Origin of the sequence: Pseudomonas sp. PDM01 (assembly GCF_014852325.1) — a bacterium.
Taxonomy (GTDB): Bacteria; Pseudomonadota; Gammaproteobacteria; order Pseudomonadales; family Pseudomonadaceae; genus Aquipseudomonas; species Aquipseudomonas migulae.
Window position 1 is genome coordinate 23,152 of sequence record NZ_JACVBK010000001.1, and the last position, 20,957, is coordinate 44,108.

At 60.9% G+C, this 20,957-nt stretch carries 24 protein-coding genes; 10 read left to right on the forward strand and 14 right to left on the reverse strand.

Going from position 1 to position 20,957, the window contains the following annotated elements; genetic code table 11:
- Window positions 1-86 precede the first annotated feature (86 nt).
- The 3 genes from IB246_RS00120 to IB246_RS00130 all read left to right on the forward strand — a co-directional run bounded on the left by IB246_RS00120 (window position 87) and on the right by IB246_RS00130 (window position 3,153).
- On the forward strand, window positions 87-1,421 hold the full coding sequence (locus IB246_RS00120; protein ID WP_008043306.1) for an acetamidase/formamidase family protein: 1,335 nt from the start codon (window positions 87-89) through the stop codon (window positions 1,419-1,421).
- A 144-nt stretch (window positions 1,422-1,565) separates the two neighbouring features.
- Complete coding sequence (locus tag IB246_RS00125; protein ID WP_008043303.1) at window positions 1,566-2,405, forward strand: DUF692 domain-containing protein; 840 nt, start codon at window positions 1,566-1,568, stop codon at window positions 2,403-2,405.
- Window positions 2,398-3,153, forward strand: coding sequence for a DUF2063 domain-containing protein (locus tag IB246_RS00130; RefSeq protein ID WP_008043301.1), 756 nt, complete (start codon window positions 2,398-2,400; stop codon window positions 3,151-3,153). Before IB246_RS00125 ends, IB246_RS00130 begins: the two co-directional genes overlap by 8 nt.
- A 109-nt stretch (window positions 3,154-3,262) precedes the next feature.
- On the opposite strand, the gene IB246_RS00135 is transcribed toward IB246_RS00130, so the two are convergent.
- The 5 genes from IB246_RS00135 to IB246_RS00155 form a co-directional block, all read right to left on the reverse strand.
- The gene (locus IB246_RS00135; RefSeq protein ID WP_008043299.1) at window positions 3,263-4,210 is read right to left on the reverse strand and encodes a phosphatidate cytidylyltransferase; all 948 of its coding nucleotides are present in this window, start codon (window positions 4,208-4,210) and stop codon (window positions 3,263-3,265) included.
- Window positions 4,207-4,806: a lysophospholipid acyltransferase family protein gene (locus IB246_RS00140; RefSeq protein WP_008028204.1), complete on the reverse strand. Its 600-nt coding sequence runs from the start codon at window positions 4,804-4,806 to the stop codon at window positions 4,207-4,209. Before IB246_RS00140 ends, IB246_RS00135 begins: the two co-directional genes overlap by 4 nt.
- Window positions 4,793-5,425, reverse strand: a complete 633-nt coding sequence (locus IB246_RS00145) for a CDP-alcohol phosphatidyltransferase family protein (RefSeq protein WP_008043298.1) — start codon at window positions 5,423-5,425, stop codon at window positions 4,793-4,795. The genes IB246_RS00140 and IB246_RS00145 overlap by 14 nt, the downstream gene beginning before the upstream one ends.
- A 191-nt stretch (window positions 5,426-5,616) precedes the next feature.
- Window positions 5,617-6,924, reverse strand: coding sequence for a sensor histidine kinase (locus IB246_RS00150; protein WP_008043297.1), 1,308 nt, complete (start codon window positions 6,922-6,924; stop codon window positions 5,617-5,619).
- Window positions 6,921-7,661, reverse strand: a complete 741-nt coding sequence (locus IB246_RS00155) for a response regulator (protein ID WP_008028195.1) — start codon at window positions 7,659-7,661, stop codon at window positions 6,921-6,923. Before IB246_RS00155 ends, IB246_RS00150 begins: the two co-directional genes overlap by 4 nt.
- A gap of 304 nt (window positions 7,662-7,965) precedes the next feature.
- Here IB246_RS00155 and IB246_RS00160 point away from each other — a divergent pair, with 304 nt between their 5' ends.
- The 3 genes from IB246_RS00160 to IB246_RS00170 all read left to right on the forward strand — a co-directional run bounded on the left by IB246_RS00160 (window position 7,966) and on the right by IB246_RS00170 (window position 9,886).
- On the forward strand, window positions 7,966-8,226 hold the full coding sequence (locus tag IB246_RS00160) for a DUF2790 domain-containing protein (protein WP_008043296.1): 261 nt from the start codon (window positions 7,966-7,968) through the stop codon (window positions 8,224-8,226).
- 48 nt (window positions 8,227-8,274) lie between these two features.
- On the forward strand, window positions 8,275-8,529 hold the full coding sequence (locus IB246_RS00165) for a hypothetical protein (RefSeq protein ID WP_008043295.1): 255 nt from the start codon (window positions 8,275-8,277) through the stop codon (window positions 8,527-8,529).
- A gap of 145 nt (window positions 8,530-8,674) precedes the next feature.
- Window positions 8,675-9,886 carry a cytochrome c biogenesis protein DipZ gene (locus IB246_RS00170; protein ID WP_008028191.1) on the forward strand — a complete coding sequence of 404 codons (1,212 nt, stop codon included), beginning with the start codon at window positions 8,675-8,677 and terminating at the stop codon, window positions 9,884-9,886.
- 9 nt (window positions 9,887-9,895) lie between these two features.
- On the opposite strand, the gene IB246_RS00175 is transcribed toward IB246_RS00170, so the two are convergent.
- Window positions 9,896-10,888 carry an AraC family transcriptional regulator gene (locus tag IB246_RS00175; protein ID WP_008043287.1) on the reverse strand — a complete coding sequence of 331 codons (993 nt, stop codon included), beginning with the start codon at window positions 10,886-10,888 and terminating at the stop codon, window positions 9,896-9,898.
- A 180-nt stretch (window positions 10,889-11,068) separates the two neighbouring features.
- Here IB246_RS00175 and IB246_RS00180 point away from each other — a divergent pair, with 180 nt between their 5' ends.
- Complete coding sequence (locus tag IB246_RS00180) at window positions 11,069-11,338, forward strand: DUF4242 domain-containing protein (RefSeq protein WP_008028186.1); 270 nt, start codon at window positions 11,069-11,071, stop codon at window positions 11,336-11,338.
- 35 nt (window positions 11,339-11,373) lie between these two features.
- The gene (locus IB246_RS00185; protein ID WP_008043284.1) at window positions 11,374-12,186 is read left to right on the forward strand and encodes a class I SAM-dependent methyltransferase; all 813 of its coding nucleotides are present in this window, start codon (window positions 11,374-11,376) and stop codon (window positions 12,184-12,186) included.
- A gap of 143 nt (window positions 12,187-12,329) precedes the next feature.
- Here IB246_RS00185 and IB246_RS00190 read toward each other — a convergent pair whose 3' ends face one another.
- From IB246_RS00190 to pcsA, 3 genes are all read right to left on the reverse strand, one after another.
- Complete coding sequence (locus IB246_RS00190; protein WP_008043281.1) at window positions 12,330-13,256, reverse strand: universal stress protein; 927 nt, start codon at window positions 13,254-13,256, stop codon at window positions 12,330-12,332.
- Window positions 13,257-13,533: 277 nt separating this feature from the next.
- Window positions 13,534-13,920, reverse strand: a complete 387-nt coding sequence (locus IB246_RS00195; protein WP_008043279.1) for a DUF488 domain-containing protein — start codon at window positions 13,918-13,920, stop codon at window positions 13,534-13,536.
- Window positions 13,921-13,923: 3 nt separating this feature from the next.
- Entirely contained in the window at window positions 13,924-14,646 is a 723-nt protein-coding gene (gene pcsA / locus IB246_RS00200; protein ID WP_008028178.1) for a phosphatidylcholine synthase, read from the reverse strand.
- A gap of 1,023 nt (window positions 14,647-15,669) precedes the next feature.
- Between pcsA and IB246_RS00205 the strand changes: the two genes are divergently transcribed.
- Complete coding sequence (locus IB246_RS00205) at window positions 15,670-16,389, forward strand: tellurite resistance TerB family protein (RefSeq protein WP_008043694.1); 720 nt, start codon at window positions 15,670-15,672, stop codon at window positions 16,387-16,389.
- A 72-nt stretch (window positions 16,390-16,461) separates the two neighbouring features.
- Here IB246_RS00205 and IB246_RS00210 read toward each other — a convergent pair whose 3' ends face one another.
- The 5 genes from IB246_RS00210 to IB246_RS00230 all read right to left on the reverse strand — a co-directional run bounded on the left by IB246_RS00210 (window position 16,462) and on the right by IB246_RS00230 (window position 19,769).
- The gene (locus tag IB246_RS00210; protein WP_008034751.1) at window positions 16,462-16,914 is read right to left on the reverse strand and encodes a cupin domain-containing protein; all 453 of its coding nucleotides are present in this window, start codon (window positions 16,912-16,914) and stop codon (window positions 16,462-16,464) included.
- 259 nt (window positions 16,915-17,173) lie between these two features.
- Window positions 17,174-17,452: a DUF3303 domain-containing protein gene (locus tag IB246_RS00215; RefSeq protein WP_008043696.1), complete on the reverse strand. Its 279-nt coding sequence runs from the start codon at window positions 17,450-17,452 to the stop codon at window positions 17,174-17,176.
- Between the two features lie 206 nt (window positions 17,453-17,658).
- Window positions 17,659-18,060: a hypothetical protein gene (locus IB246_RS00220; protein ID WP_032832826.1), complete on the reverse strand. Its 402-nt coding sequence runs from the start codon at window positions 18,058-18,060 to the stop codon at window positions 17,659-17,661.
- Between the two features lie 911 nt (window positions 18,061-18,971).
- Entirely contained in the window at window positions 18,972-19,223 is a 252-nt protein-coding gene (grxC, locus tag IB246_RS00225; RefSeq protein ID WP_192229979.1) for a glutaredoxin 3, read from the reverse strand.
- 27 nt (window positions 19,224-19,250) lie between these two features.
- The gene (locus IB246_RS00230) at window positions 19,251-19,769 is read right to left on the reverse strand and encodes a carboxymuconolactone decarboxylase family protein (protein WP_008041063.1); all 519 of its coding nucleotides are present in this window, start codon (window positions 19,767-19,769) and stop codon (window positions 19,251-19,253) included.
- Between the two features lie 134 nt (window positions 19,770-19,903).
- On the opposite strand from IB246_RS00230, the gene IB246_RS00235 reads away from it, so the two are divergent.
- Window positions 19,904-20,731: an AraC family transcriptional regulator gene (locus IB246_RS00235; protein ID WP_008033956.1), complete on the forward strand. Its 828-nt coding sequence runs from the start codon at window positions 19,904-19,906 to the stop codon at window positions 20,729-20,731.
- The last annotated feature ends 226 nt before the right edge of the window (window positions 20,732-20,957 follow it).

The window sequence follows — 20,957 nt, forward strand, 5'->3', positions numbered from 1 at the left end:
GCTCACTGCCGAACACAGCCCAGATACAAACCTGCGATGAACTGCACAGGCCGCTTGGCACCCTATACACCGTGAAGGGGACAACAATGACCACGCTCCTGCCTGAAACCGACCTGACATCCACACCCGTTGATCGCCTGCGCGTCGACCAATACACCAGCGGCCTTATCGGCCCAAGCCAGCCGATGCTCGGCCCCTTGGCCGACGGCGGCACCCTGATCACCGGCACGCCGCCGGGCTGCTGGGGGCCGATGATTACGCCGGCCTTCGAGGGCGGCCATGAAGTGACCCAACCGGTGGCCATTGCCGGTGCCGAAATCGGCGACGCCGTGGCGATCAAGATCAAAAGCATGCGCGTCACCTCGCTGGCCACCTCGTCCGGCGTGATGAGCTTCGTTGAAGGTCGCTACAACGGCGATCCGTTCGTCGCGAAATTCTGTAGCAAATGCGGCACAGAGCACCCGGCCAGCTACGTCGAAGGCATTGGCGAAGATTCGATTCGTTGCAGCAATTGCGGCGCCGAAGTCAGCGCTTTCCGCTTCAGCCACGGTTACGTGATCGTGTTCGATGCGCAGAATCAGGTCAGCCTGACCGTCAATCAGGACATCGCCAACCAACTGGCGGGCAACGCCTCCGAGATGTCGGCACTGCCGGAGTTCGCCGCCCAGCATTCGATCCTGTCCCTGGCCCGCGCCGACATCCCCGGCGTTGCCGCGCACATGCGGCCGTTCCTCGGCAACATCGGCACCACGCCGTCGCGGGACTTGCCGGACTCGCACAACTGCGCCGATTTCGGCCAATACCTGATCGGCGCACCGCACCGTTTCGGCATGACGCGTGAGGAACTGCACGCGGCCAAGACTGACGGTCACATGGACACCAACTCGATCCGCGAAGGCTGCGTATTGATCTGCCCGGTGAAAGTCCCGGGCGCCGGTGTGTACATGGGCGACATGCACGCCCAGCAGGGCAACGGCGAGATCGCCGGGCATGCCACCGACTGCTCCGGGGAAACCGAAGTGCAGGTCGAAGTGATCAAGCACCTGACACTGGAAGGGCCGATCCTCCTGCAAAACCTCGACGATCTGCCGCCGATGGCGCGACCGATGAATGCCCTGCAACGGCAGAAAGTCCGCGAACTGGGCGAGCGCTGGGGCCAGACCGAGATCGAGCAGAGCGGCCCGATCACCTTCATCGGCAGCGGCGAGAACCTCAACGTGGCGGTGGAAAACGGCCTGAAACGTGCCGCTTCGGTCACGGGCCTGCCGTATGACGAAGTGCTCAACCGCGCGACCATCACCGGCTCCATCGACATCAGCCGCTTGCCCGGCACCGTGCGCGTGACCTTCCTGTGCCCGATGAACGTGCTCGATCGCATCGGCATCGGCCATCTGGTGCGCGAGAAATACGACCTGGCGTAACGCCCACCGGCGGCTCTGTACCGAAGTGTGTACAGACCCGCCGGCGATACAACCGCCGCGATTTTCTGCCGGAACGCAACACAGGCCCGATACACCGTTTCGGTTAACTGTGATTACGTTCTGACAACCTTTGAGATCGACATCATGCAGACTTCCAACACATCAACGAAGGCCACCGTCGGACTTGGCCTGCGTCGCGGTTTGATGAAAGACCTTCAAGCCGCCCGCGTGGGCGATTTCGACTTTCTGGAAGTCGCGCCGGAGAACTGGATCGGCATCGGCGGCGCTCATGGCGCGGCACTGCGGGGCCTGGCCGAGCGCTATCCGTTGTCCTGCCATGGTTTGTCCCTGTCATTGGGCGGACCGGCGCCGCTGGACGTCGGGTTCCTGCAAGAAGTGCGGGTTTTTCTCGATCAGTACAACGTGCCGCTGTACAGCGAACACCTGAGCTACTGCAGCGATGACGGTCACCTGTACGACCTGTTGCCGCTGCCCTTTACCGAAGAAGCGGTGCACCACGTCGCCGCGCGCATTCGTCAGTCCCAGGACATTCTCGGTCGGCGCCTGGCGGTGGAAAACGTCTCGTATTACGCCGCGCCGCAACAGGACATGGACGAGCTGACGTTCACCAACGCGGTGCTGCGCGAAGCCGATTGCGACCTGTTGCTGGACGTCAACAATGTGTACGTCAACTCGATCAACCACGATTTTGATCCGCAGGTTTTTCTGGCCGGCATCGATTCGGACCGGGTGGTGGCGATGCACGTGGCCGGGCATTTCGATGAGTCCGACACGTTGAAAATCGACACCCACGGCGCCTCGGTGAAACCGGTGGTGTGGTCGTTGCTGGCCCAGGCCTATGCTCGGTTCGGCGCGCAACCGACGTTGCTTGAGCGGGATTTCAATTTCCCTGCATTCGCGGAACTGGTTGCCGAATTGCAGACCATTCGCCGCTTGCAGGACAAGGAGGCGAACCGTGGATAACGCAAGCCTGTTTCAGCAGCAAAACACCTTGGGGCTTTACTTGCGCGACCCCGATCACTGCGCGCCGCCGGCCGGAATGGACGTGGCGCGGGCACAGGTTTATCGCGACCTTGTTTTCAATAACCTCTCGATCTTGCTCAGCGGCACTTTTCCGGTGTTGATCAAGATTCTTGGCGATGAGCGCTGGGGTTCGCTGGTGCGCATCTTCCTGCGGGACCACCGTGCGCAAACGCCGAAATTCGGTGAGATCGCCAGGGAGTTTGTCGACTTTCTCGCGTCAGAACCGCCTGCGTTGCACGAGGGGGCGTGGCCGCCGTTCATGGTGGAACTGGCGCATTACGAGTGGATCGAGATGGTGTTGCAACAGTCCGACGCCGAGCCATTGCCAGCGAGTGATGTCGGGCTGCTGCTGGATCGACCGTTGCAGGTTTCACCACTGGCCTGGCCGTTGGCGTATGCCTGGCCGGTGCAGTTGGTGGGGCCGGACTATCAGCCTGAAACGCCTCCGGCTCAGCCGACGTTGTTATTGGTTCGCCGGGCGGAGGACTGGAGCGTGAAGTTTTCCGAACTGAGCCCGCTGGCCTGGCGCTTGTTGCAGCGGATCGACGAGTTTCCCCAACTGAACGGACGTGAGCAGCTGGAAGGATTGGCCGTCGAAGCGGGGGCGGCGGGATCGCAGGGTTTCATCGACAGCGGAGCGGCGTTGTTGCGGCAGATGCACGGGGAAGGGGTGGTGAGCCCGGCATAATTCCTTGTAGGAGCCGGCTTGCCGGCGATGGCGTCCATTCAGGCGATAAATGTGTCGACTGACCTACCGCTATCGCCGGCAAGCCGGCTCCTACAGTGGAGATGCGTTTTTATTGGGCGGAGAAGAAGTACCGCGTCAGGTGAAAGAAGATCGGTGCCGCGAAGCAGATCGAGTCCATCCGGTCGAGCATGCCGCCGTGGCCCTTGATCATGGTGCCCCAGTCCTTGGCGCTGAGGCTGCGCTTGATCGCCGACATCACCAGGCCGCCCAGGAAACCCATCACCACAATCACGAACGACATCATCAGCGACTGCCAGAAACTGAACGGTGTCATCCAGAACATGCAGCCGCCAATCAGCGTGGCCGACAAACCGCCGCCGACCAGGCCTTCCACGGTTTTCGACGGGCTCACCAGCGGCGCAACCTTGTGCTTGCCGAAGAGCTTGCCGAACACGTACTGCAACACGTCACTCAACTGCACGACGAACACCAGGTAGAACAGCAGCAGCGCGTTCTGGCCCTGGAAGCCTTCCAGGTCCAGCAGTAACAGCGCCGGCGCGTGGCTGATGCAGTAGACGCAAATCATCACCCCCCACTGAATTTTGGCCGCCCGTTCCAGGAAGGCGTCGGTGTCCTGGCTCAGCACCGCAATCGCCGGCAGCAGCAGGAAGGCGTACACCGGAATCAACAGCGTGAACAGCGAATACCAGTGGGTGCCGATCAGTACGTATTGCAGCGGAATCAGGATGAAAAACGCCGAAAACAGCGCGTTATGGTCGCCAGGCCGGGTCGGTGTCAGGGTGATGAATTCCCGGAGCGCGAACAGGGAAATGAAGCCGAACAGAATGACCGTCGCGTTCCCGCCCAGCAGGTAGGACACGAAGAAAATGATCACCATCCCCCACCAGGCATTTACGCGCTGGTTGAGGTTTTCGATGGTCGAGACCGAGCCCTCTGTCGTCGCCCGCTTGGCCAGTATCCGGCCGATGATCGAAGCGATCGCCAACAGGGCGGCAATGGCGCCGAAGAACCACAAAAACTTTTCATCAAGATTCATTCCGACAACCTCACAATCGCGTCACGCGCCCGATCCAGAAACACCTGTTTTTCCTCGCCGCTGATCCGTTGCAGCGGATCGCCGATACGGATCGTGCAGATGATGGGCAGGGGGACGTGTTTGCCTTTTGGCATGGAGCGATGCAGGTTTTCCAGGTAGATAGGCACCAGGTCAACCTCAGGGAATGTCTCGGCCAAGCGAAACAGACCCGATTTGAAAGGACCGGGCAACGCCTCGCTGCCGCGCGTGCCTTCCGGAAAGATGATGATCGAATGGCCGGCGCGCACCACGTCGAAAATCGGCTCCAGTACGTTGACGCCGGGCGCGGGGTTGCGATCGATCAGCACCGCATTCAGGCCTTTCTGCGAGATGTATGACAGGAATTTGTTCTTTCCCCAGTAGTCAGCGGCCGCAACCGGTTTCACGTTCACTCGGGCTTCCGGTGGCAGGGCTGCGATGATTGCCAGGGTGTCCATATGGCTGGAGTGATTGGCGAAATAGATACGCTGGCGTGTCAGGTCCGGCGGGCTTTCCCATCGGGCCGTGACGCCGATCACGAATCGAAGAACAGAAATCAGCGCGTTACTGATCCACATGAGGATTCCCCTTCAGTTCGCGCGAGATGGCCAGGGTGCGCGTGACGCAGGTCGCGGCGGAGCCGATGGCGATGATGACCAGCGCAATCAACAGCACGTAGTGAGTGGCATAAACGCTTGCTTCGACGGCATTCAGCAGCAGCCCGACCGTCATGACCGCCATTCGGTGCTGCTTGGCCATCGGGCCGATGAAGCTCTGCTTGAGACCGATCGAACCGCCAAACACCCTGACGTATGCCGTCAATGCCGCAGCCAGCGCGGCAAACCAGCCAAGGTCAGAGTAGCCGATGGCGTAGCCCAGGCCGACAATCAGCAGGCTGTCGGCAATCCGGTCGGGGAATTCGTTGTAGAGGCTGCCGATGTCGGATTTCTTGCCGCCTTCAATCGCGACCATGCCGTCGAAGAGGTTGCACAACAGGCGCAACTGGATGCCGAGGGCGCAGAGGATCGAACCGATGACGCCCGTGTCGATATTGAGCGCGACGATGCCAGCGAGTGCGAAGGCGATGCTGGCCACGGAGATCTGATTGGGGGAGAGGTCCCTTTTCACCAACTGGTCGGTGACGTATTTGGCCCATCCCGCAGAACGCGTTTTGATGGGTCTTCTGTTTTCATCCATGTGCAATGTCCATATCAGTGATGAGGTGTTGCCGAGTACAGCACAGCGGCGAATCACCGACTGCGCCCGACAATATAAAGGCTTTCCTTAGCCTTGGTTCAGGTTCTGTAGGAGCGAGGCTTGCCCGCGAAGAACGATGACACGGTTTTCAGGTAGAACCGTGTCGAGGCCTTCGCGGGCAAGCCTCGCTCCTACAAAGGGCGGGCCGGGAGCTTTAGCTCTGCGCAGAGTCCGCCGCCTTCGCGGTTGCTCAGCGTCAACGACCCGCCGAGGGCCAGCGCCAGTTGCTGGGCAATCGCCAGGCCGAGACCGGTGCCGCCGGTGCTGCGGTTGCGAGAATTCTCCACGCGGTAGAACGGCTCCATCACGTGGGCGAGTTCTTCTTCGGCAATCCCGGGGCCGCGGTCCATCACCTTCACCGACAAGCTGCCGCCAGGTTTCGATTCCACCTGCAGTTGCGCCGCGCCGGCGAATTTGAGTGCGTTGTCCGTGAGGTTCACCAGCACGCGGCGCAAGGCGTGCGGCCGGGTGTCGATGACGGTGTCACTTTTTCCGCTGAGCTGAACGTCCTTGCCCATGTCCTGATAGTCGAACACCAGGCTGTCGAGGAACGAATCCAGATCGGTGCGACGGCTCTCTTCGGTGGCGCCATGGACGCTGCGGGCATAGGCCACGCCTTCGCGCACCAGGTGCTCCATCTCGCCGAGGTCGTTCCACAGTTTGTCTTTTTCGTTGCAGTCGTCCATGAGCTCGGCGCGCAGTTTCATCCGAGTGATGGGGGTTTGCAGGTCGTGGGAAATCGCCGCCAGCAATTGCATGCGTTCTTTGAGGTACGCCGCGATACGCGCCTGCATGGCGTTGAAGGCCATGGCGGCGTGGGCGACTTCGGTCGGGCCTTTTTCGTCCAGGTGCACCGGGTGGGTGTTGGGGTCCAGCGTTTCGACGGCTTGTGCGAGGCGGGTGAGGGGGCGAATGGCGATTCTCACGGCCAGCCAGGTGCACAGAATCATCAGCAACAGTTGGCCGAGCAAGACGACCGGCAACCAGGGCGACAACGGCACCATCGACGGACGCACGTCGATGGTGACCGGGCTGCCATCGGCCAGTTTCAGATGGACCTGGAAGTGTTTGACCGGACCGGGAATGTCCGTAACCGTCATCGGGTAATCCTTGCCGATGGCGTCCTTGATCGAGGTCATCGCGATAGGCGTATCGCTCATCGCTGTGCCGGGCGAACCTTCATCCAGCAAATAGCGGTAGTTGCGGCGATCCAGTTGTTGCAGCCAACTCATGCGTTCTTCGGCCGGCAAGCGGTCGAGGATGGCGATGGACGTTGAAACGTCGGTTTCCAGATTGCCCAGCATGGTGTTTTTCGCGCTTTCGTAGCGCTCGTAGTACTGCGCGCCGAAAGACAGGACTTGCGCCAGAATCAGACCGATCAGGAAAATCAGCGACAGGCGCGAGGCGAGGGTGCGGGGCCACCGCAGGGAAAGGTTCATGCGGGCGCCCCAAGGACTTCCACCGGCAGCGAAAACACATAGCCTTCGCTGCGCACGGTTTTGATGTAGGCCGGTTCCCGTGCGTCGTCGAGCAAGCGCTGACGCAGGCGGCTGACCAGCAAATCGATGGAACGGTCGAACAGATCGGCATCACGGCCCTGGGTCAGGTTCAGCAACTGGTCGCGGTTGAGCACCCGTTGCGGATGGTCGAGGAACACCCGCAGCAGTCGATATTCCGCGCCGCTGAGCGCGACCATGGTGCCGTCGTCATCGAGCAGATGGCGGGCCGAGGTGTCCAGGCGCCAGCGACCGAAGGCCAGCAGGCGACCGCTTTCGGTGACCACCAGGTTGGGCGGCAGCATCCGTGTGCGCCGCAGCACCGCGTTGATCCGCGCCAGCAGTTCACGGGCGGCGAACGGCTTGACCAGGTAATCGTCGGCGCCCATTTCCAGGCCGATGATGCGGTCGGTTTCATCGTTGCGCGCAGTTAGCATCAGCACCGGGGTGGTCTTGTGTTTGCCTGCGCGGATCTCGCGGCACAGCATCAGGCCATCGTCGCCCGGCATCATGATGTCGAGCACGATCAAGTCCACCGGCGTGGTCTCCAGGAACGCGCGCATCTGCCGGCCGTCCGCCACGACGGTGGTGCGCAGGCCGTTCTTCTTCAGGTAGTTGCCTACCAGCTCTCGAATCTCGCGGTCATCGTCCACGATGAGGATGTGATCGACGTGTTCCATGGGCCAAGCCTCTTCAAATAGGGAATGCGCACAGTCTATCGAGCCTTTGCCCGCTCGCCCGCCACCCTTTGTATTGCAGTGTATCTGGTGTGTCGGCGGATACACATGGACTTAAAAACCCGGAAATCCAGGGGTTTTGTATCGCTGTGTATCGGCAGGCCCCTTTGATACGTACCGATTTACACGCGCCGCTTCTCGACACAGACGAGATACCTCAGGGCCTTCTAATAGGTTCCATCGAGGCAAACCCAACCGCCTCGGCTCAATTGAACGATCTACCCATTGAAGCCTTGAGGACACCACCATGAACACCAAAGCCATCTACGCCGCTTGCCTGTTTGCCGCCCTGAACATCTGCACCCTGTCGGCCCGTGCCGAAGCCGACGTCAGCGCCAGGACCTACAGCTACGGCACGCACCTGGACATCAAGAAAGTGGTGTCGTTGACACAGGACACCACGAATGCCTGCGGGATTGTCGATGCCCAGCTGACTTACCTGGACTCCCAGAACAAAACCCAGGTGCTGGACTACCGAAAAATTGCTGACTGCAACGAAGACAACTGAGTCCTTCGCTGACCGATTGCCAATCCCCTTTGATACAGGAAGAACGCCATGAACAACGTAACCCGCTTTTTGACCGCCGCTGCCTTCGCCCTTGCCGGCGCCGCCGCTCACGCCAACGCCGCCGTTGAACAAAGCACCTGCGGCAGCAGCACCTGCTTCCAGCTGACCCCGGTGAACGAGCAGGGCGCCAACGACTTGCTGGTGCAGGACGGTTCGAGCCGTACGCCGCAAGGGCAGATGGTTGCCGAGAACGGTGGCAGCCGCACGCCACAAGGCCAATTGCTGGATGAGCAAACGGCCTGAAGTCACGCAATCCCACTGTAGGAGCCGGCTTGCTGGCGATGACGGCAGCACATTCGACATTGATGTGACTGACAAATCGCCATCGCCAGCAAGCCGGCTCCTACAGGGGACTCGTTGCCACCCTCTAATGCATTAGGTGATCCCCATGTTTCTCATCGCTTTCCTGGGCGGCATTTTGACCGTCCTCAGTCCCTGCATTCTCCCGGTCGTGCCGTTCCTGTTCGCCGGGGTCGACCGCACTCGCTCCTCGATCCTGCTCACCCTCGGCGGCATGGTCCTGACCTTCGCCCTGATCTCCAGCCTGGCCGTGGTCAGCAGTGAATGGGTGGTGCAAGCCAACAACACCGGTCGTCACGTGGCCCTGATTGTGATGGCGCTGTTTGCCCTGTCGCTGATTTCGGCACGGGTCGGCGGCTGGCTGGCACGCCCGTTCGTGCTGTTGGGCAATCGCCTCGACCCCGACACCCGCAAAATGTCCGGCCCGTTGGGTTCGGTGATGATCGGTGTCGCCACCGGTCTGCTCTGGGCGCCGTGCGCCGGGCCGATCCTCGGCGTGATCCTCACCGGCGCCATGCTGCAAGGCGCCAACGCGCAGACCAGTCTGTTGCTGGTGGCGTACGGCCTGGGCAGCGCGTTGTCCCTGGGCACCTTGATCTTCGCCGGTCGCGGCCTGGTCAATCGCTTGAAAGCGTCGATTCCGGTGACCGGCTGGTTGCGACGCGGTACCGGGTTTGCGGTACTGGCGGCTGCGGTGGTGATTTCCACCGGCGCCGACAAGACCCTGCTGGCCGGCACTTCTTCCGAGGGCGTCAGCAGTATCGAGAAAGGCGTGCTGGAAAGCGTACCGAAAGTGGTCGATTACCTGGTCAGCAAGGTCAAGGCCGATACAAGCCTGGACAATGCCCAGGGTCCGATGCCGTCGCTGTCCGGCGCCGTTGAATGGATCAACTCACCAGCACTGACCAATGAGTCGCTCAAAGGCAAAGTGGTGCTGGTGGACTTCTGGACCTACGACTGCATCAACTGCCAGCACACCCTGCCTTACGTGAAGGACTGGGCGAAGAAATACGAGAAGGATGGCCTGGTGGTGATCGGCGTCCACACCCCGGAATACGGCTTCGAACGCATCATCGCCAACGTCAAGGATCAGGTGAAAAAGCTCGGCATCACCTACCCGGTGGCCATCGACAACAACTACGCGATCTGGCGCAACTTCGATAACCAGTACTGGCCCGCTCACTACCTGATCGACGCCAAGGGGCAGGTGCGTTTCACCCACTTCGGTGAAGGTCGCTACGAAACCCAGGAGAAGATGATCCAGCAGTTGCTGGAAGAGGCGAAAGCCCCCGCCGCGTAACCCGTCAACTCAATGGCTCACAGGCTCCGCGCCGTGGGCCATTGTTCGTTTCTCCTGACTGCGCCGCCACGCCGCGGGCGGTGCGCCGAACTCCCGCCGAAATGCCCGGCTGAACGCCGTATCGGTCTGGTAACCGACCTCTTCGGCGATGCGCATCAATGAGCTGTTACTGCTGCGTAACAGGTTGGCCGCCAGCAACATGCGCCATTGCGTCAGGTACTGCATCGGCGAAATCCCAACCAGTTGCTGAAAGCGCTCCGCCAATACCGATCTTGAGGTGCCGGCGGTGCGCGCCAGTTCATCCAGTGTCCAGGCATGACAGGGTTTTTTGTGCAGCGCGTTGAGGGCGGCACCGACGATCCGGTCGCCCACACCCGCCAGCCAACCGGTCCGGCCTTCGGCCTGTTCGTGCATGTACAAACGCAGCACTTCGATGAACAACACCTCGGCCAGCTTGGCCAGTACGCCTTCACCACCGGGCCTTGGCGAGCGCGCTTCGGCCAGCGCATAACGCACCGAAGATTCCAGCCAGATCCCGGCGTTCGAGCCGCGCACATTGACCTTTACCACGGCCGGCAACCCCGTCAACAACATGCCCGCCAGCCGCGTATCGCACGCCAGATAACCGCACACCAGGCGCGTGACCGCGCCACCACCGCCATAGCTCAATTGCCGTGGGCGGCGCGCGAGCACGACGTCCAGCCGTGCACCGCTGGCCGGCGCGAGACCGGGTTTGGAGCACATGCGGTGGGCATCGCCCTGCGGAAACACCACCACATCGCCAGCCGTCAGCAATTGGGGAGGATCATCACCGAGCTCGACATAACACTCGCCTTCGGTGATCAAGTGAAAGATCACCACGCGTTCGGCGCCGGGCTCGAGAAACGGTGCGGCGGTGTCCGCGCTCGGTGACTGATAACACCAGGGGGCAGTGAACCTGGCGTTGATGAAAATCGCGCCGACCAGGCGGACGACGCGCAGGGTCTGGGACAGGGCGTCCATGGTGGTGTTCCCCTGTGGGCGGGCAGTTTTTGATTGTGAGCCTGTCGCGGTACAACGCGAAACCTCCGGACGATCGGGCAAGGTTGGCCGACGATCGGGCAGGACGCCGATGGTCAGCAGCGCGATAGTTGGCACAGGGTCTGCCGACCCTGTCATCAATAACAAAAATGAGAGGTTGCCATGCCGAAGTTCATCATTGAACGCGAGATTCCGGGTGCTGGAACACTGTCAGAAAGGGATTTGAAAGCGGCTTCGCAAAAGTCCTGCCGAGCATTGCGCGACTTGCCGGAGGTGCAGTGGCAGCAGAGTTATGTCACCGGTGACAAGCTCTACTGTGTGTACCTCTCGCCCAACGAAGAGTTGATCCGGGAGCATGCCAGGCTGAGTGGTTTCCCGGCCAACCGCATTTCCCGGGTCATGACCGTCATCGACCCCACCACGGCGGAATAAGCCAGGGGCGTTTGAACTCGTAACGGAGCGATTTGATGAGTACTCCCATTGATCTCACTGCCTTGAAAAACCGTCAGATGGCCGCCTGGGCCAGTGGCGACTATGCCGTGATCGGCACCACCTTGCAGATTGTCGGCGAGCAGCTCGCCGAAGCCTGCGACCTGCTTTGCGACGAGCGCGTGCTGGACGTCGCCGCCGGCAACGGCAACGCGACACTGGCGGCCGCGCGCCGGGGTGCCCGCGTCACGTCCACCGACTACGTCGCCGCGCTGCTGGAGCGCGGCGAAGACCGGGCCCGGGCGGAACGCCTGGAGGTGACCTTTCAAGTGGCGGATGCCGAGGCGCTGCCGTTCGAGGACGGCAGTTTCGATGCGGTGCTGTCGACCTTCGGCGTGATGTTCGCACCGGACCAGTCCAAGGCTGCCGCCGAGCTCGCGCGGGTCTGTCGTCCGGGCGGCCGGATCGGCCTCGCCAACTGGACGCCCGAAGGTTTTGTCGGCCAGATGTTCAAGACCCTGGGCCGGCACATGCCACCTCCGCCGGGGGCACAACCACCGTCGAACTGGGGTTCCGAGGCCTGGCTGCATAAGCACTTCGATGAGCACGAGTTTCTGCTTCAGGTGACACGGCGGTTTTTCAATTTCCGCTACCGTTCGGCCGCGCATTTCATCGACACGTTCCGCACCTGGTATGGCCCGGTCCACAAGGCGTTCGCGGCGCTGCCCCCCGAAGGCGCCCAGGCCCTTGAAGGTGACCTGACCGAGCTGATCAACCGCTTGAACCGCACGGGTGAAAAATCGCTGGTGGTGCCGAGTGAATACCTTGAAGTGGTGATCACCCGACGCTGAAAAACGCCACGCCCCCTGTAGGAGCTGGCTTGCCAGCGATAGCGTCCGTCCAGTTACCATCGTGTTAACTGGCAGACCGCCATCGCTGGCAAGCCAGCTCCTACAGGGGGCGTGGCGAGTTTCCGGTTTTGCGGCGTACCGGATTACTCATCCAACCGCTCGCTGTACACCACCCAGACGCTGCACGGCATTTTGTACAGCAGGTGCTCCACCGTGCTGCCGATCAGCCTGCCCAGGCCGCGATGGCCGATGCGGCCCATGACGATCACGTCGATGTCGCAGGCATCGGCGTAGCGGGTCAGGACCTTTACCGGGTTGCCCATGATCATGTGTCGTTGCTGCGGCGCGATGCCGTTGCGTTCGGCCAGTTCGTTGAAGGCTGCTTCCTGGTAGTCGAACAGGGTCCTGGCTTTGCCCGACGAGAAAAACGCCGAACCGTTGTCGAAGCCGAATTCATCGGCGCTGATCGATGACAAGTCATAGGCGTAGACCACGTCCAGCTCGGCATTACAGGCGCTGGCCAGTTTTGCCGCTTCGTGAAGAATGCGGTCGTTGAAGCTTTTGTAGTGATCATCACGATGGAACGGGTCGACCGCCGCGACGATCTTGCGCGGCAAGGCATGCGCGGCATGGCTGACGAAGTGCAGCGGCACCGGGCATTCCCGCAGCAAATGCACGTCGAGTGGCGTGAACATCAGCCTTGAGAGCATCGAATGCGGCTCCAGCGCCTTGATCAGCACGTCCATCGGCTGCTCTTTCAGGTGAATCAGGATTTCCTCCAGCGGCCGTTCGACCCACGTCACTTCAGTGGTGACGTGCACCCCGATCTTGCGCAAGGGCCGCGCCTGGTCCTCAAGCCATTGACGGTGTCGATCGACATAGCCCAGGCGCATCTGCTCCAGGGCCTTTTCATTGACCAGACTGGCGGTCGCCAGGCCCTCCAGATAATCGAACGCAACGATGTGCAGCGCCGCGTCTTCGGCCTTGGCCAGCGCTGCGGCCCTGTCGAAGGCGGGGCTGTGTTCCATCAGGGGTGAGGCGACCAGCATGAAACGTGATTGCTCAGACATGACAAACCTCCCGTGGGTAAACGAGCGTCAGGGTCATTCGACAGGCATTCAACCCTTTGAGTATTGACCATGATCAACCTGTCGTCTGGTCAGGCGGGAGTGGGGCGGGGTTATGAGGGTGGCGATTACGCCGTGAACTTCAACCTTGAGAACGACGCGATCCCTTGTAGGAGCTGGCTTGCCAGCGATGGCGGTCCGTCAGTAAAAGTAAGGGAAACTGGACGGACGCCATCGCCAGCAAGCCGGCTCCTACAGGGGATTTGTGGGGTTTTGGAATTTAAATAATCTTGGCGCCGCGTGCTTCCAGCAGTTCGCGTAATACCGAGCGATGGCAGTGCGCTTCATCTTCGCAATAGCAGCCGACGGCCAGCGAGGTGTGATGGGAGAGGGCTGCCAACAGATCCAGCAACTGGCTGGGCGCAGGCTGATTCATTTCAGCCTTGAACTTGCGCTTGAAGGCTTCCCAGGTTTTTTCATCTGCCGCCGCCTTGGCTTCGGCGACTAATTCAGCGCTGGGGGACAGCAGCGGTTGCCACACATCATAAAAATCCCGGCGGGCAAACTCAGCCTTCGGCACGCCACGAGGCGGGCGGCGTACGGTGCCTAACCGAAGGCCTTCATCGGGCAGGCGCGGTGAGCCGAGTCGTACGATATGAATAGGCATGGCTTATGGGTGCCGCGAGCCGTCAAACCATTCCATCGCCGTGCGCCAGATGCAAATCCCCAGGAAGTAGGCCGACATCAGCAACCAGAGCCCCATGACCATCGGGTTGATCACCGGATGGTTGATCACCAGCGACAAGCTGCACAGCAACCAGATGGCCGTCACAGCGATGTTGATCGGCATGAACCGGCGCACGCGAAACGGGTGCAGGAATTTCATCCGGGTCACGGTCAGCAACGCCAGGCCGATGACGGTGAGCAGGGTGATCCACGGCGACGGGGCGATGATGTACAGGCACAGCGCAACCACGTTCCACGCGGCGGGGAAGCCCTGGAAGTAGTTGTCTTTGCTTTTCATGTTGACGTTGCAGAAACAGAACAGCGACGAGACCAGTATCAGCGACACGGTCAGCAGCAGGGTGTAGTCCGGCAACGGGATGTAACGATAGATAAACAGTGCCGGGATAAACACGTACGTCAGGTAGTCGATGACCAGGTCAAGGATCGAGCCGTCGAAGCTTGGTAACACCGACTGTACGTTGACCTTGCGCGCCAGTGCGCCGTCGAGCCCGTCGACGATCAGTGCGACGCCCAGCCACAGCAGGCAATTGGTGGGCTGGTTTTCCAGCAGGGCGAGGGTGGCGAGGAAGGCTGTGACTACGCCAGTGGCGGTAAAACCATGGGCGCCCCATGCTTTGAGCCTGGCGATGTGTAGGGTGGATATCACGGGGGCGTTCTCCAGAAAGTGAAGCAAGCCAGTCATCACCCTCGTTTATCGGGGGCGGTGGCGAACCGGGTCGGGTTGCAGGTATCGACCGGAAATCCGGGAATAAGGTTCACCGTCTGTAAATCTTAGCTGGGTCGTCAAAAAATACCGTGGTGTTGGGTATGAAATCCTTCACCAAGGGAATGCCTCTGTCGGACTGCGCTTGCGTCCATTCTGGGGGCTGAAGCCGTCCTGATCTTGCGGATGTAGCCGGAGCCCATGTGGGAGTGAGCCTGCTCGCGATGGCTGTGTATCAGGCGGCGATTTTTTTGAGGGAGTACATATCCATTCCTGCGGTAACGGCGGCTATCGGTTTCGCTCTTACAGCGAGTCCCTTTTTCAAACGCCAAAAAGGAACCAAAAGGCTTTGCCCCTGACGTACGGTGGCTCGCTAAGGCTCGCCATGCCCTCGCTCCGGTCCTGCTCCGTGGGCCCGCCGCCATCGGCCATCCCTGGCCGGGGGCGGCTAACCCGGCATCCTTGCCGGGTTGCCCACTGCGCAGAACCTCCGCTCGGCCTTCCGACGGGGCAGATCAAGATCAAAAGCCAAAGCAAAAACGAGGCGGCCTGCCAGCCGACCTGGCTCTTTGCTCGTACATGTTCTCCTTCTCCGTCGCGCTCACTCATTCCGGCCATGTACACCGATCCCCTGTAGGAGCCGGCTTGCTGGCGATGGCGTCCTTCCAGCCGACCTTTCACTCACGAGTGTCCGCAACCCCCTGTAGGAGCTGGCTTGCCGGCGATAGCGTTCGTGCAGCCAATCAACAGGTGACTGACCCTCCGCCATCGCCGGCAAGCCGGCTCCTACAGGGAATCGCGTACGCTTTTGATTTTCGCCACTCATCAGGCCGAGCGTTAATAATGGATACCCACCAAAACGCTTGAACACCACAGACAGCGAAGTCAGCCAAACGGTAATGGCGCAACGGCGTACGAGGACTATCGTTGCCTGACTGGATAACTCCAACCGATGAGGACGTCGTCATGAACACCAGCGATTTGCTCGAACAACTCTTGCGAGCCGGCCAGGGCTCGATGACGCAGCAAAGTGGCGGCGCACCTCAAGGCGGTATGGGTGGCGGTCTTGGCGGGTTACTCGGTGGCCTGTTGGGCGGCGGTGGCGGTGGCGGTGCAAACGCCGGGTTGGGCGGTTTGCTTGGGGGCTTGCTGGGCGGCGGTTCGGGCATGGGCGGCGCGACCCAGACTCGCTCGGGTGGGGGCACCAACTACGCAGCGTTGGCGTCCCTGGGGATGATGGCTTTTCAGGCGTATCAGGCCTGGCAAAACAGTCAGGCGGCCGCGCCGCAACAGGCGCCGCGCACCGTGGATCTGCTCTCCGGCCCGGAAGTCGAGGACCACAGCCACGCGGTCCTGCGCGCATTGATCGCGGCGGCGAAGGCCGATGGCCGGATCGACGCCGCCGAGAAACAAATGATCAGCACTGAAATCGGCCGCCATACCGATGACCCGGAACTGCAGCAATGGCTGGATGATGAAGTCGCCCGGCCGCTGGATCCCGCGGATGTGGCGCAGTCGGCGACGGACCCGGCGATTGCGGCGGAAATGTACCTGGCCAGCGTGATGTTGGTGGACGATCAGCAAGACGCCGAGCGCAGCTACCTGGATGAGCTGGCGGCGGCGTTGCAGATAGATCCGGATTTGCAGGTGCATCTGGAGCAGCAGGCCAAAGGTGGCGCCGCTTGACCAGCTTTTTGTAGGAGCCAGGCTTGCCGGCGAAGGCGTACTGACAGGCCCCTTCGCCGGCAAGCCTGGCTCCTACAGGGGCTGCGGTGATTTCGGAATCAGAAACGTAACCCCGTGCGCTTCGGCAATCTCCAGGATTCGCGGCAAATCCTCCGGCACCCTCAGCCGGTCCACCGCCGTAAAAAACTGGCCGCCGCGCGGATCGGACACCACGCCAATCATCCTCGCGGTCGCGCTGATGTTTTTGTAGGCATGGATCGACCCACCGGGAATATGCACGTAGCCGCCGGCAGAAACGGTGGTGGACTTGCCCTCGACCGTCACTTCGACCTGCCCGTCGGTAACGTAGAAAGCCTCGTCCCACGGATGGAAATGCAGCGGCGGCCCGCCCCCTTGCACGCCTTCCTGAATGTGCATTTCAAAGGGTTTGCTCAGATCGCCGCCGGCGAGAACCGTGATCGCCTCACCCACCACATTGACCGGCCCCGGGGTTTTTTCGGGGGTGATGACGTGAACCGTTCGCATGATTGCTCTCCGGAGGATGTGCCCACTCCCGCTGAGTATATTCACTTGCCGGCGTGCCCAGTGCCCGGCCATCTGTCCGTCTGTCAGGGCAGTTTCAACCCCCGATTGAATTTTCCCCCGGCGTATCGCTCTGCTGCTCAGGCAATCACTGCCGAGATGCGGCGGCGGGTGGGAATCAAGACGTAGCAGGATCTAAAGCCTGACGCTGACAGAGCGCCTGCGTCGTGGCGGCGAGCAAGACTCGCCGCCACGACGATTATTACTTGCTGACAGCCGCCGCCAGCAGTGGCCCAGCCTGCTCATCGGTGAGTGCCGCATGAACCTCCATGCTCATCAGGTCACTCCATTGCAGCACCCATTTTTGAATCTGTACGGCATCGTCGGTTTCCGCGATGCCAAAACCGCTCGAGCCACCGACGGCATGCCAGCGCCCGAGCATCTTGACGCCGGGGGGCGGGGCACCTTGGGTCTCGAGAAAGCGCTTGATCGCGCTGTTGCGGTTTTGCGGACTGATTGACCAACTGACCATGAATAACATCTGCCACCTCCTGATAGGGATTGGCACCTGTTGCTCTTCGCGCACCTGGCTGGCGCCGGGACCACGGTCACGCCTGTTTCCCGCCTCATCCTGACGGGCTTGAATGTCTTTCTCCCTTTGAGAAGGCATAGCAGCGCGCCGGGATTCGCGTACGACCGCTGATCCTCTTTCGTGGCATTCGGGATTGTTGGGGGGGCATTCAGCCGTCAAGCGTCGCGCAGCAGGTCGTTGGCGTTGAGCAGTTCGTAGGCGATTTCCGGCCGTTTTTCCAGCCCGCGACGAATCGCGGCCGGGATCGCCTGGCGGGTTTTGCGGCACAGCCCCGGCAATTCGCCGATGGAGATGGCGATGCCGCGCATGGTGCGGACTTCGTTGAAGCCGGGGGCGATTTCGACCCGGATGCCCAGTTGTTCGAACATCCGCTGTTGCATCCGTTCGAGGTCGCTCAGGCTCTGGAGGTTTTCCAGGCGGTCGAGCAGGCGTTTTTCCTCGGTGCGGGTCAGGAACAGGATGCGCAGGTCCGCGCCCGCTTTTTCCAGCAGCGGTTCACGCTCGCAGTTGCAGGCACCGGGCGGGCAGGGTTGGCGGATCGGCATCGACGTGGTCATAGGGGTCAATCATAGAGCGCCCTTTGTGTGTTTGCCCATATGCCCCGACTCTTGCGGATGTACCCGGTCCCTGTAGGAGCTGGCTTGCCGGCGATAGCGGTCTATCCGGCGACTATTTTCTTTCAGGTGTACATATCCATTTCTGCGGTTATGGCCGCTATTGGTTTCGCCCTTACGGCGAGTCACTTGGAAAAGCCCCAAGTAACCAAGGGCTCTTGCCCCTTTCGTTCGGTGGCTCGCTAATGCTCGCCATGCCCTCGCTCCGGTCCTGCTCCGTGGGCCCGCCGCGATCGGCCATCCCTGGCCGGGGGCGGCTAACCCGGCATCCATGCCGGGTTGCCCACTGCGCAGAACCTGCGCTCGGCCTCTCGAGGGGGCGCTCAGATCAAAAGCTGAAGGCGAGCTAACGCTCGACCTGATGAGTGGTGGAAATCAAAAGCGTACGCGATTCCCTGTAGGAGCCGGCTTGCCGGCGAAAAATGTCTGGGCAACACGTTCATTCAGACAGCCCGCGTTATCGTTGGCTTCCATCGCCAGCAAGCCGGCTCCTACAGGGGGAATGCGTACGAGCAAAGAAACAGGTCGGCTGGTAGGCCGCCTCGTTTTTGCTTTGCTTTGCTTTGGTTTTTGATCTTGATCTGCCCCGTCGGAAGGCCGAGCGGAGGTTCTGCGCAGTGGGCAACCCGGCAAGGATGCCGGGTTAGCCGCCCCCGGCCAGGGATGGCCGATGGCGGCGGGCCCACGGAGCAGGACCGGAGCGAGGGCATGGCGAGCCTTGGCGAGCCACCGTACGTCAGGGGCGCAGGCGCTTGGTTACTTGGCGCTTTTCCAAGTAACCCGCTGTAAAAGCGGAACCAATAGCAGCCGTTACCACAACAACGGATATGTACACCCCCAAAAAATCACCGGCCTCAAGCCAGCATCGACATCACCCCCCCCTGACGATCAAGTTTGGCCAGCTCGTCAAACCCTCCAACATGCACATCACCGATAAAAATCTGCGGCACGCTACGGCGACCACTGCGGCCGAGCATCTCCTCAAACTTCCCAGGTTCCGATTGAACGTTTATTTCCTGTGCCGCAATGCCTCGGCTCGCCAGCAAAATCTTGGCGTTGCGGCAATAAGGGCAAGTGTCAGTGGTATAGAGCGTCACGGTGTTCATCAGCGGTTCTCCCGAATAGACAGTCGTTCAAGCATCGATGGCCGGAAAATCGATCTCGGTCAGGGCGACGTTGTTGAGGTAATTGGTCAAGGTCTGCGAGGCCACATGAGCGATCACTTCGACGATCTTGCTGTCGTTGATCCCGGCTGCCCGTGCCGCTGCGATCTGCTCGCTGCCCAGGTGGCCACGGCTTTCGGTGATCTGCCGGGCGAGGGTGGCAAAGGCATTGAGCTGTCCGCTGCGGGCGCTGAGGATGTCTTGCGCGGATAACCCGGCCTTGCCGGCAAACAATGTGTGGGCCGCGAGGCAGTAGTCGCACCCATTCACCTGGGACGTGGCGAGGAAAATCGCTTCTTTCTCGGTGGCGCTCAGTGACGTTTTACCGAGGGTCGCAGACTGTTGCAGATAAGAGGACAGCACGGCGGGAGCATGCGCCAGCGTCTTGAAGACATTGGGCAAAAAACCGATTTTTTTCTGCACGCCTTCCAGCAGCGGGCGAGTGGTGTCGGTGGCGTGTTCGAGGCTCAGGGTGTTGATGCGGCTCATGGTGGATCTCCGTAGATGACGGCGCGGTGTGCGCTGGGTACGGGGTCCATGCTAATGACGAGCGCTGGTCTATTGGCTGCAAATCGTCGATGATATGCGACTGATCGTCCAAATATGCCGCCAGGAGCCTGTCCATGGATCGCTTGTCCACCTTGCTCAGCCATTTCGGCGTCAGCGCCGGTACCTTCCACAGCGGGACCTTTTGCGGCACCACCGGTTTTGACGGTGATCAGGCCTGCGGGCACCTCCATCTGCTGCAATCCGGCGAGCTGACCCTGAAACTGGCCGATGAGCGTGCGATTGAGCTCAACACACCCACCTTGATTTTCTTCCCTCGGCCTTACCGCCACCGATTGATTGCCGCTGACACGTCCGACACACAACTGGTGTGTGCCTCGCTGACGTTCGATGGCGGTGCGGGGAATGCGCTGGCGGCGGCGTTGCCCGATTACCTGGTACTTGATCTCGATGAAGTGCCGACCATGGCCGGTACGCTGGACTGGTTGTTCAACGAAGCCTTCGGCGGCATTTGCGGTCGCGAAGCGATGATGGACCGCTTGTTCGAAGTGCTGGTGATCCAGTTGCTGCGGCACATTCTGACCAATCGCGAACAAAGCCCCGGCATGATGGCCGGTCTCGCCGACCCGCGCTTGGCTCGCTCGTTAAGCCTGATGCACGACACGCCCGGCAAGTCCTGGACTGTGGCTGAGTTGTCGACGGCGGCCAACATGTCCCGGGCCAGTTTTGCCGAACACTTTCGTCAGGTGGTGGGGCAGACCCCGGTGGATTACCTGGTGAGCTGGCGCATCAGCCTGGCCCAGAAACGCTTGCGTGAAGGCAAGTCCATTGCCCTGATTGCCGATGAAGTGGGGTATGAAAGCCCTTCGGCGCTCGCCCGGGCATTTCGGCGCAAGACCGGCGTCAGTCCACGAGAGTGGATGCATGGCGGCCAGCGTAGATAGTTTTTTGTCGCCGGTGTTTCGGCGAGGAAAAAGCAAAGCGTTCAGGCCCGTTTTCGGTAGGGCTGATGCCCATGTTTGAGTCGTTTCAAGGAGATAGAGACCCTTGTTGTGATGAGGACTAATTGTCGATTTATTGACGCCATTCTGCCTTGATTTTTATTTTAATTTATTGTTGTGACAGACCATTGACGTGCTGGCTATGTGCTTATAGGCTCCAATCAGCTGG

Excerpts from the sequence above, each read along its gene's own strand:
- IB246_RS00120 (WP_008043306.1), top strand. The coding sequence starts at position 87 with ATGACCACGCTCCTGCCTGAAACCGACCTGACATCCACACCCGTTGAT.
- IB246_RS00125 (WP_008043303.1), top strand. The coding sequence starts at position 1,566 with ATGCAGACTTCCAACACATCAACGAAGGCCACCGTCGGACTTGGCCTG.
- IB246_RS00135 (WP_008043299.1), bottom strand. The coding sequence starts at position 4,210 with ATGAATCTTGATGAAAAGTTTTTGTGGTTCTTCGGCGCCATTGCCGCC.
- IB246_RS00140 (WP_008028204.1), bottom strand. The coding sequence starts at position 4,806 with ATGTGGATCAGTAACGCGCTGATTTCTGTTCTTCGATTCGTGATCGGC.
- IB246_RS00145 (WP_008043298.1), bottom strand. The coding sequence starts at position 5,425 with ATGGATGAAAACAGAAGACCCATCAAAACGCGTTCTGCGGGATGGGCC.
- IB246_RS00150 (WP_008043297.1), bottom strand. The coding sequence starts at position 6,924 with ATGAACCTTTCCCTGCGGTGGCCCCGCACCCTCGCCTCGCGCCTGTCG.
- IB246_RS00155 (WP_008028195.1), bottom strand. The coding sequence starts at position 7,661 with ATGGAACACGTCGATCACATCCTCATCGTGGACGATGACCGCGAGATT.
- IB246_RS00160 (WP_008043296.1), top strand. The coding sequence starts at position 7,966 with ATGAACACCAAAGCCATCTACGCCGCTTGCCTGTTTGCCGCCCTGAAC.
- IB246_RS00165 (WP_008043295.1), top strand. The coding sequence starts at position 8,275 with ATGAACAACGTAACCCGCTTTTTGACCGCCGCTGCCTTCGCCCTTGCC.
- IB246_RS00170 (WP_008028191.1), top strand. The coding sequence starts at position 8,675 with ATGTTTCTCATCGCTTTCCTGGGCGGCATTTTGACCGTCCTCAGTCCC.
- IB246_RS00175 (WP_008043287.1), bottom strand. The coding sequence starts at position 10,888 with ATGGACGCCCTGTCCCAGACCCTGCGCGTCGTCCGCCTGGTCGGCGCG.
- IB246_RS00180 (WP_008028186.1), top strand. The coding sequence starts at position 11,069 with ATGCCGAAGTTCATCATTGAACGCGAGATTCCGGGTGCTGGAACACTG.
- IB246_RS00185 (WP_008043284.1), top strand. The coding sequence starts at position 11,374 with ATGAGTACTCCCATTGATCTCACTGCCTTGAAAAACCGTCAGATGGCC.
- IB246_RS00190 (WP_008043281.1), bottom strand. The coding sequence starts at position 13,256 with ATGTCTGAGCAATCACGTTTCATGCTGGTCGCCTCACCCCTGATGGAA.
- IB246_RS00195 (WP_008043279.1), bottom strand. The coding sequence starts at position 13,920 with ATGCCTATTCATATCGTACGACTCGGCTCACCGCGCCTGCCCGATGAA.
- IB246_RS00205 (WP_008043694.1), top strand. The coding sequence starts at position 15,670 with ATGAACACCAGCGATTTGCTCGAACAACTCTTGCGAGCCGGCCAGGGC.
- IB246_RS00210 (WP_008034751.1), bottom strand. The coding sequence starts at position 16,914 with ATGCGAACGGTTCACGTCATCACCCCCGAAAAAACCCCGGGGCCGGTC.
- IB246_RS00215 (WP_008043696.1), bottom strand. The coding sequence starts at position 17,452 with ATGTTATTCATGGTCAGTTGGTCAATCAGTCCGCAAAACCGCAACAGC.
- IB246_RS00220 (WP_032832826.1), bottom strand. The coding sequence starts at position 18,060 with ATGACCACGTCGATGCCGATCCGCCAACCCTGCCCGCCCGGTGCCTGC.
- grxC (WP_192229979.1), bottom strand. The coding sequence starts at position 19,223 with ATGAACACCGTGACGCTCTATACCACTGACACTTGCCCTTATTGCCGC.
- IB246_RS00230 (WP_008041063.1), bottom strand. The coding sequence starts at position 19,769 with ATGAGCCGCATCAACACCCTGAGCCTCGAACACGCCACCGACACCACT.
- IB246_RS00235 (WP_008033956.1), top strand. The coding sequence starts at position 19,904 with ATGGATCGCTTGTCCACCTTGCTCAGCCATTTCGGCGTCAGCGCCGGT.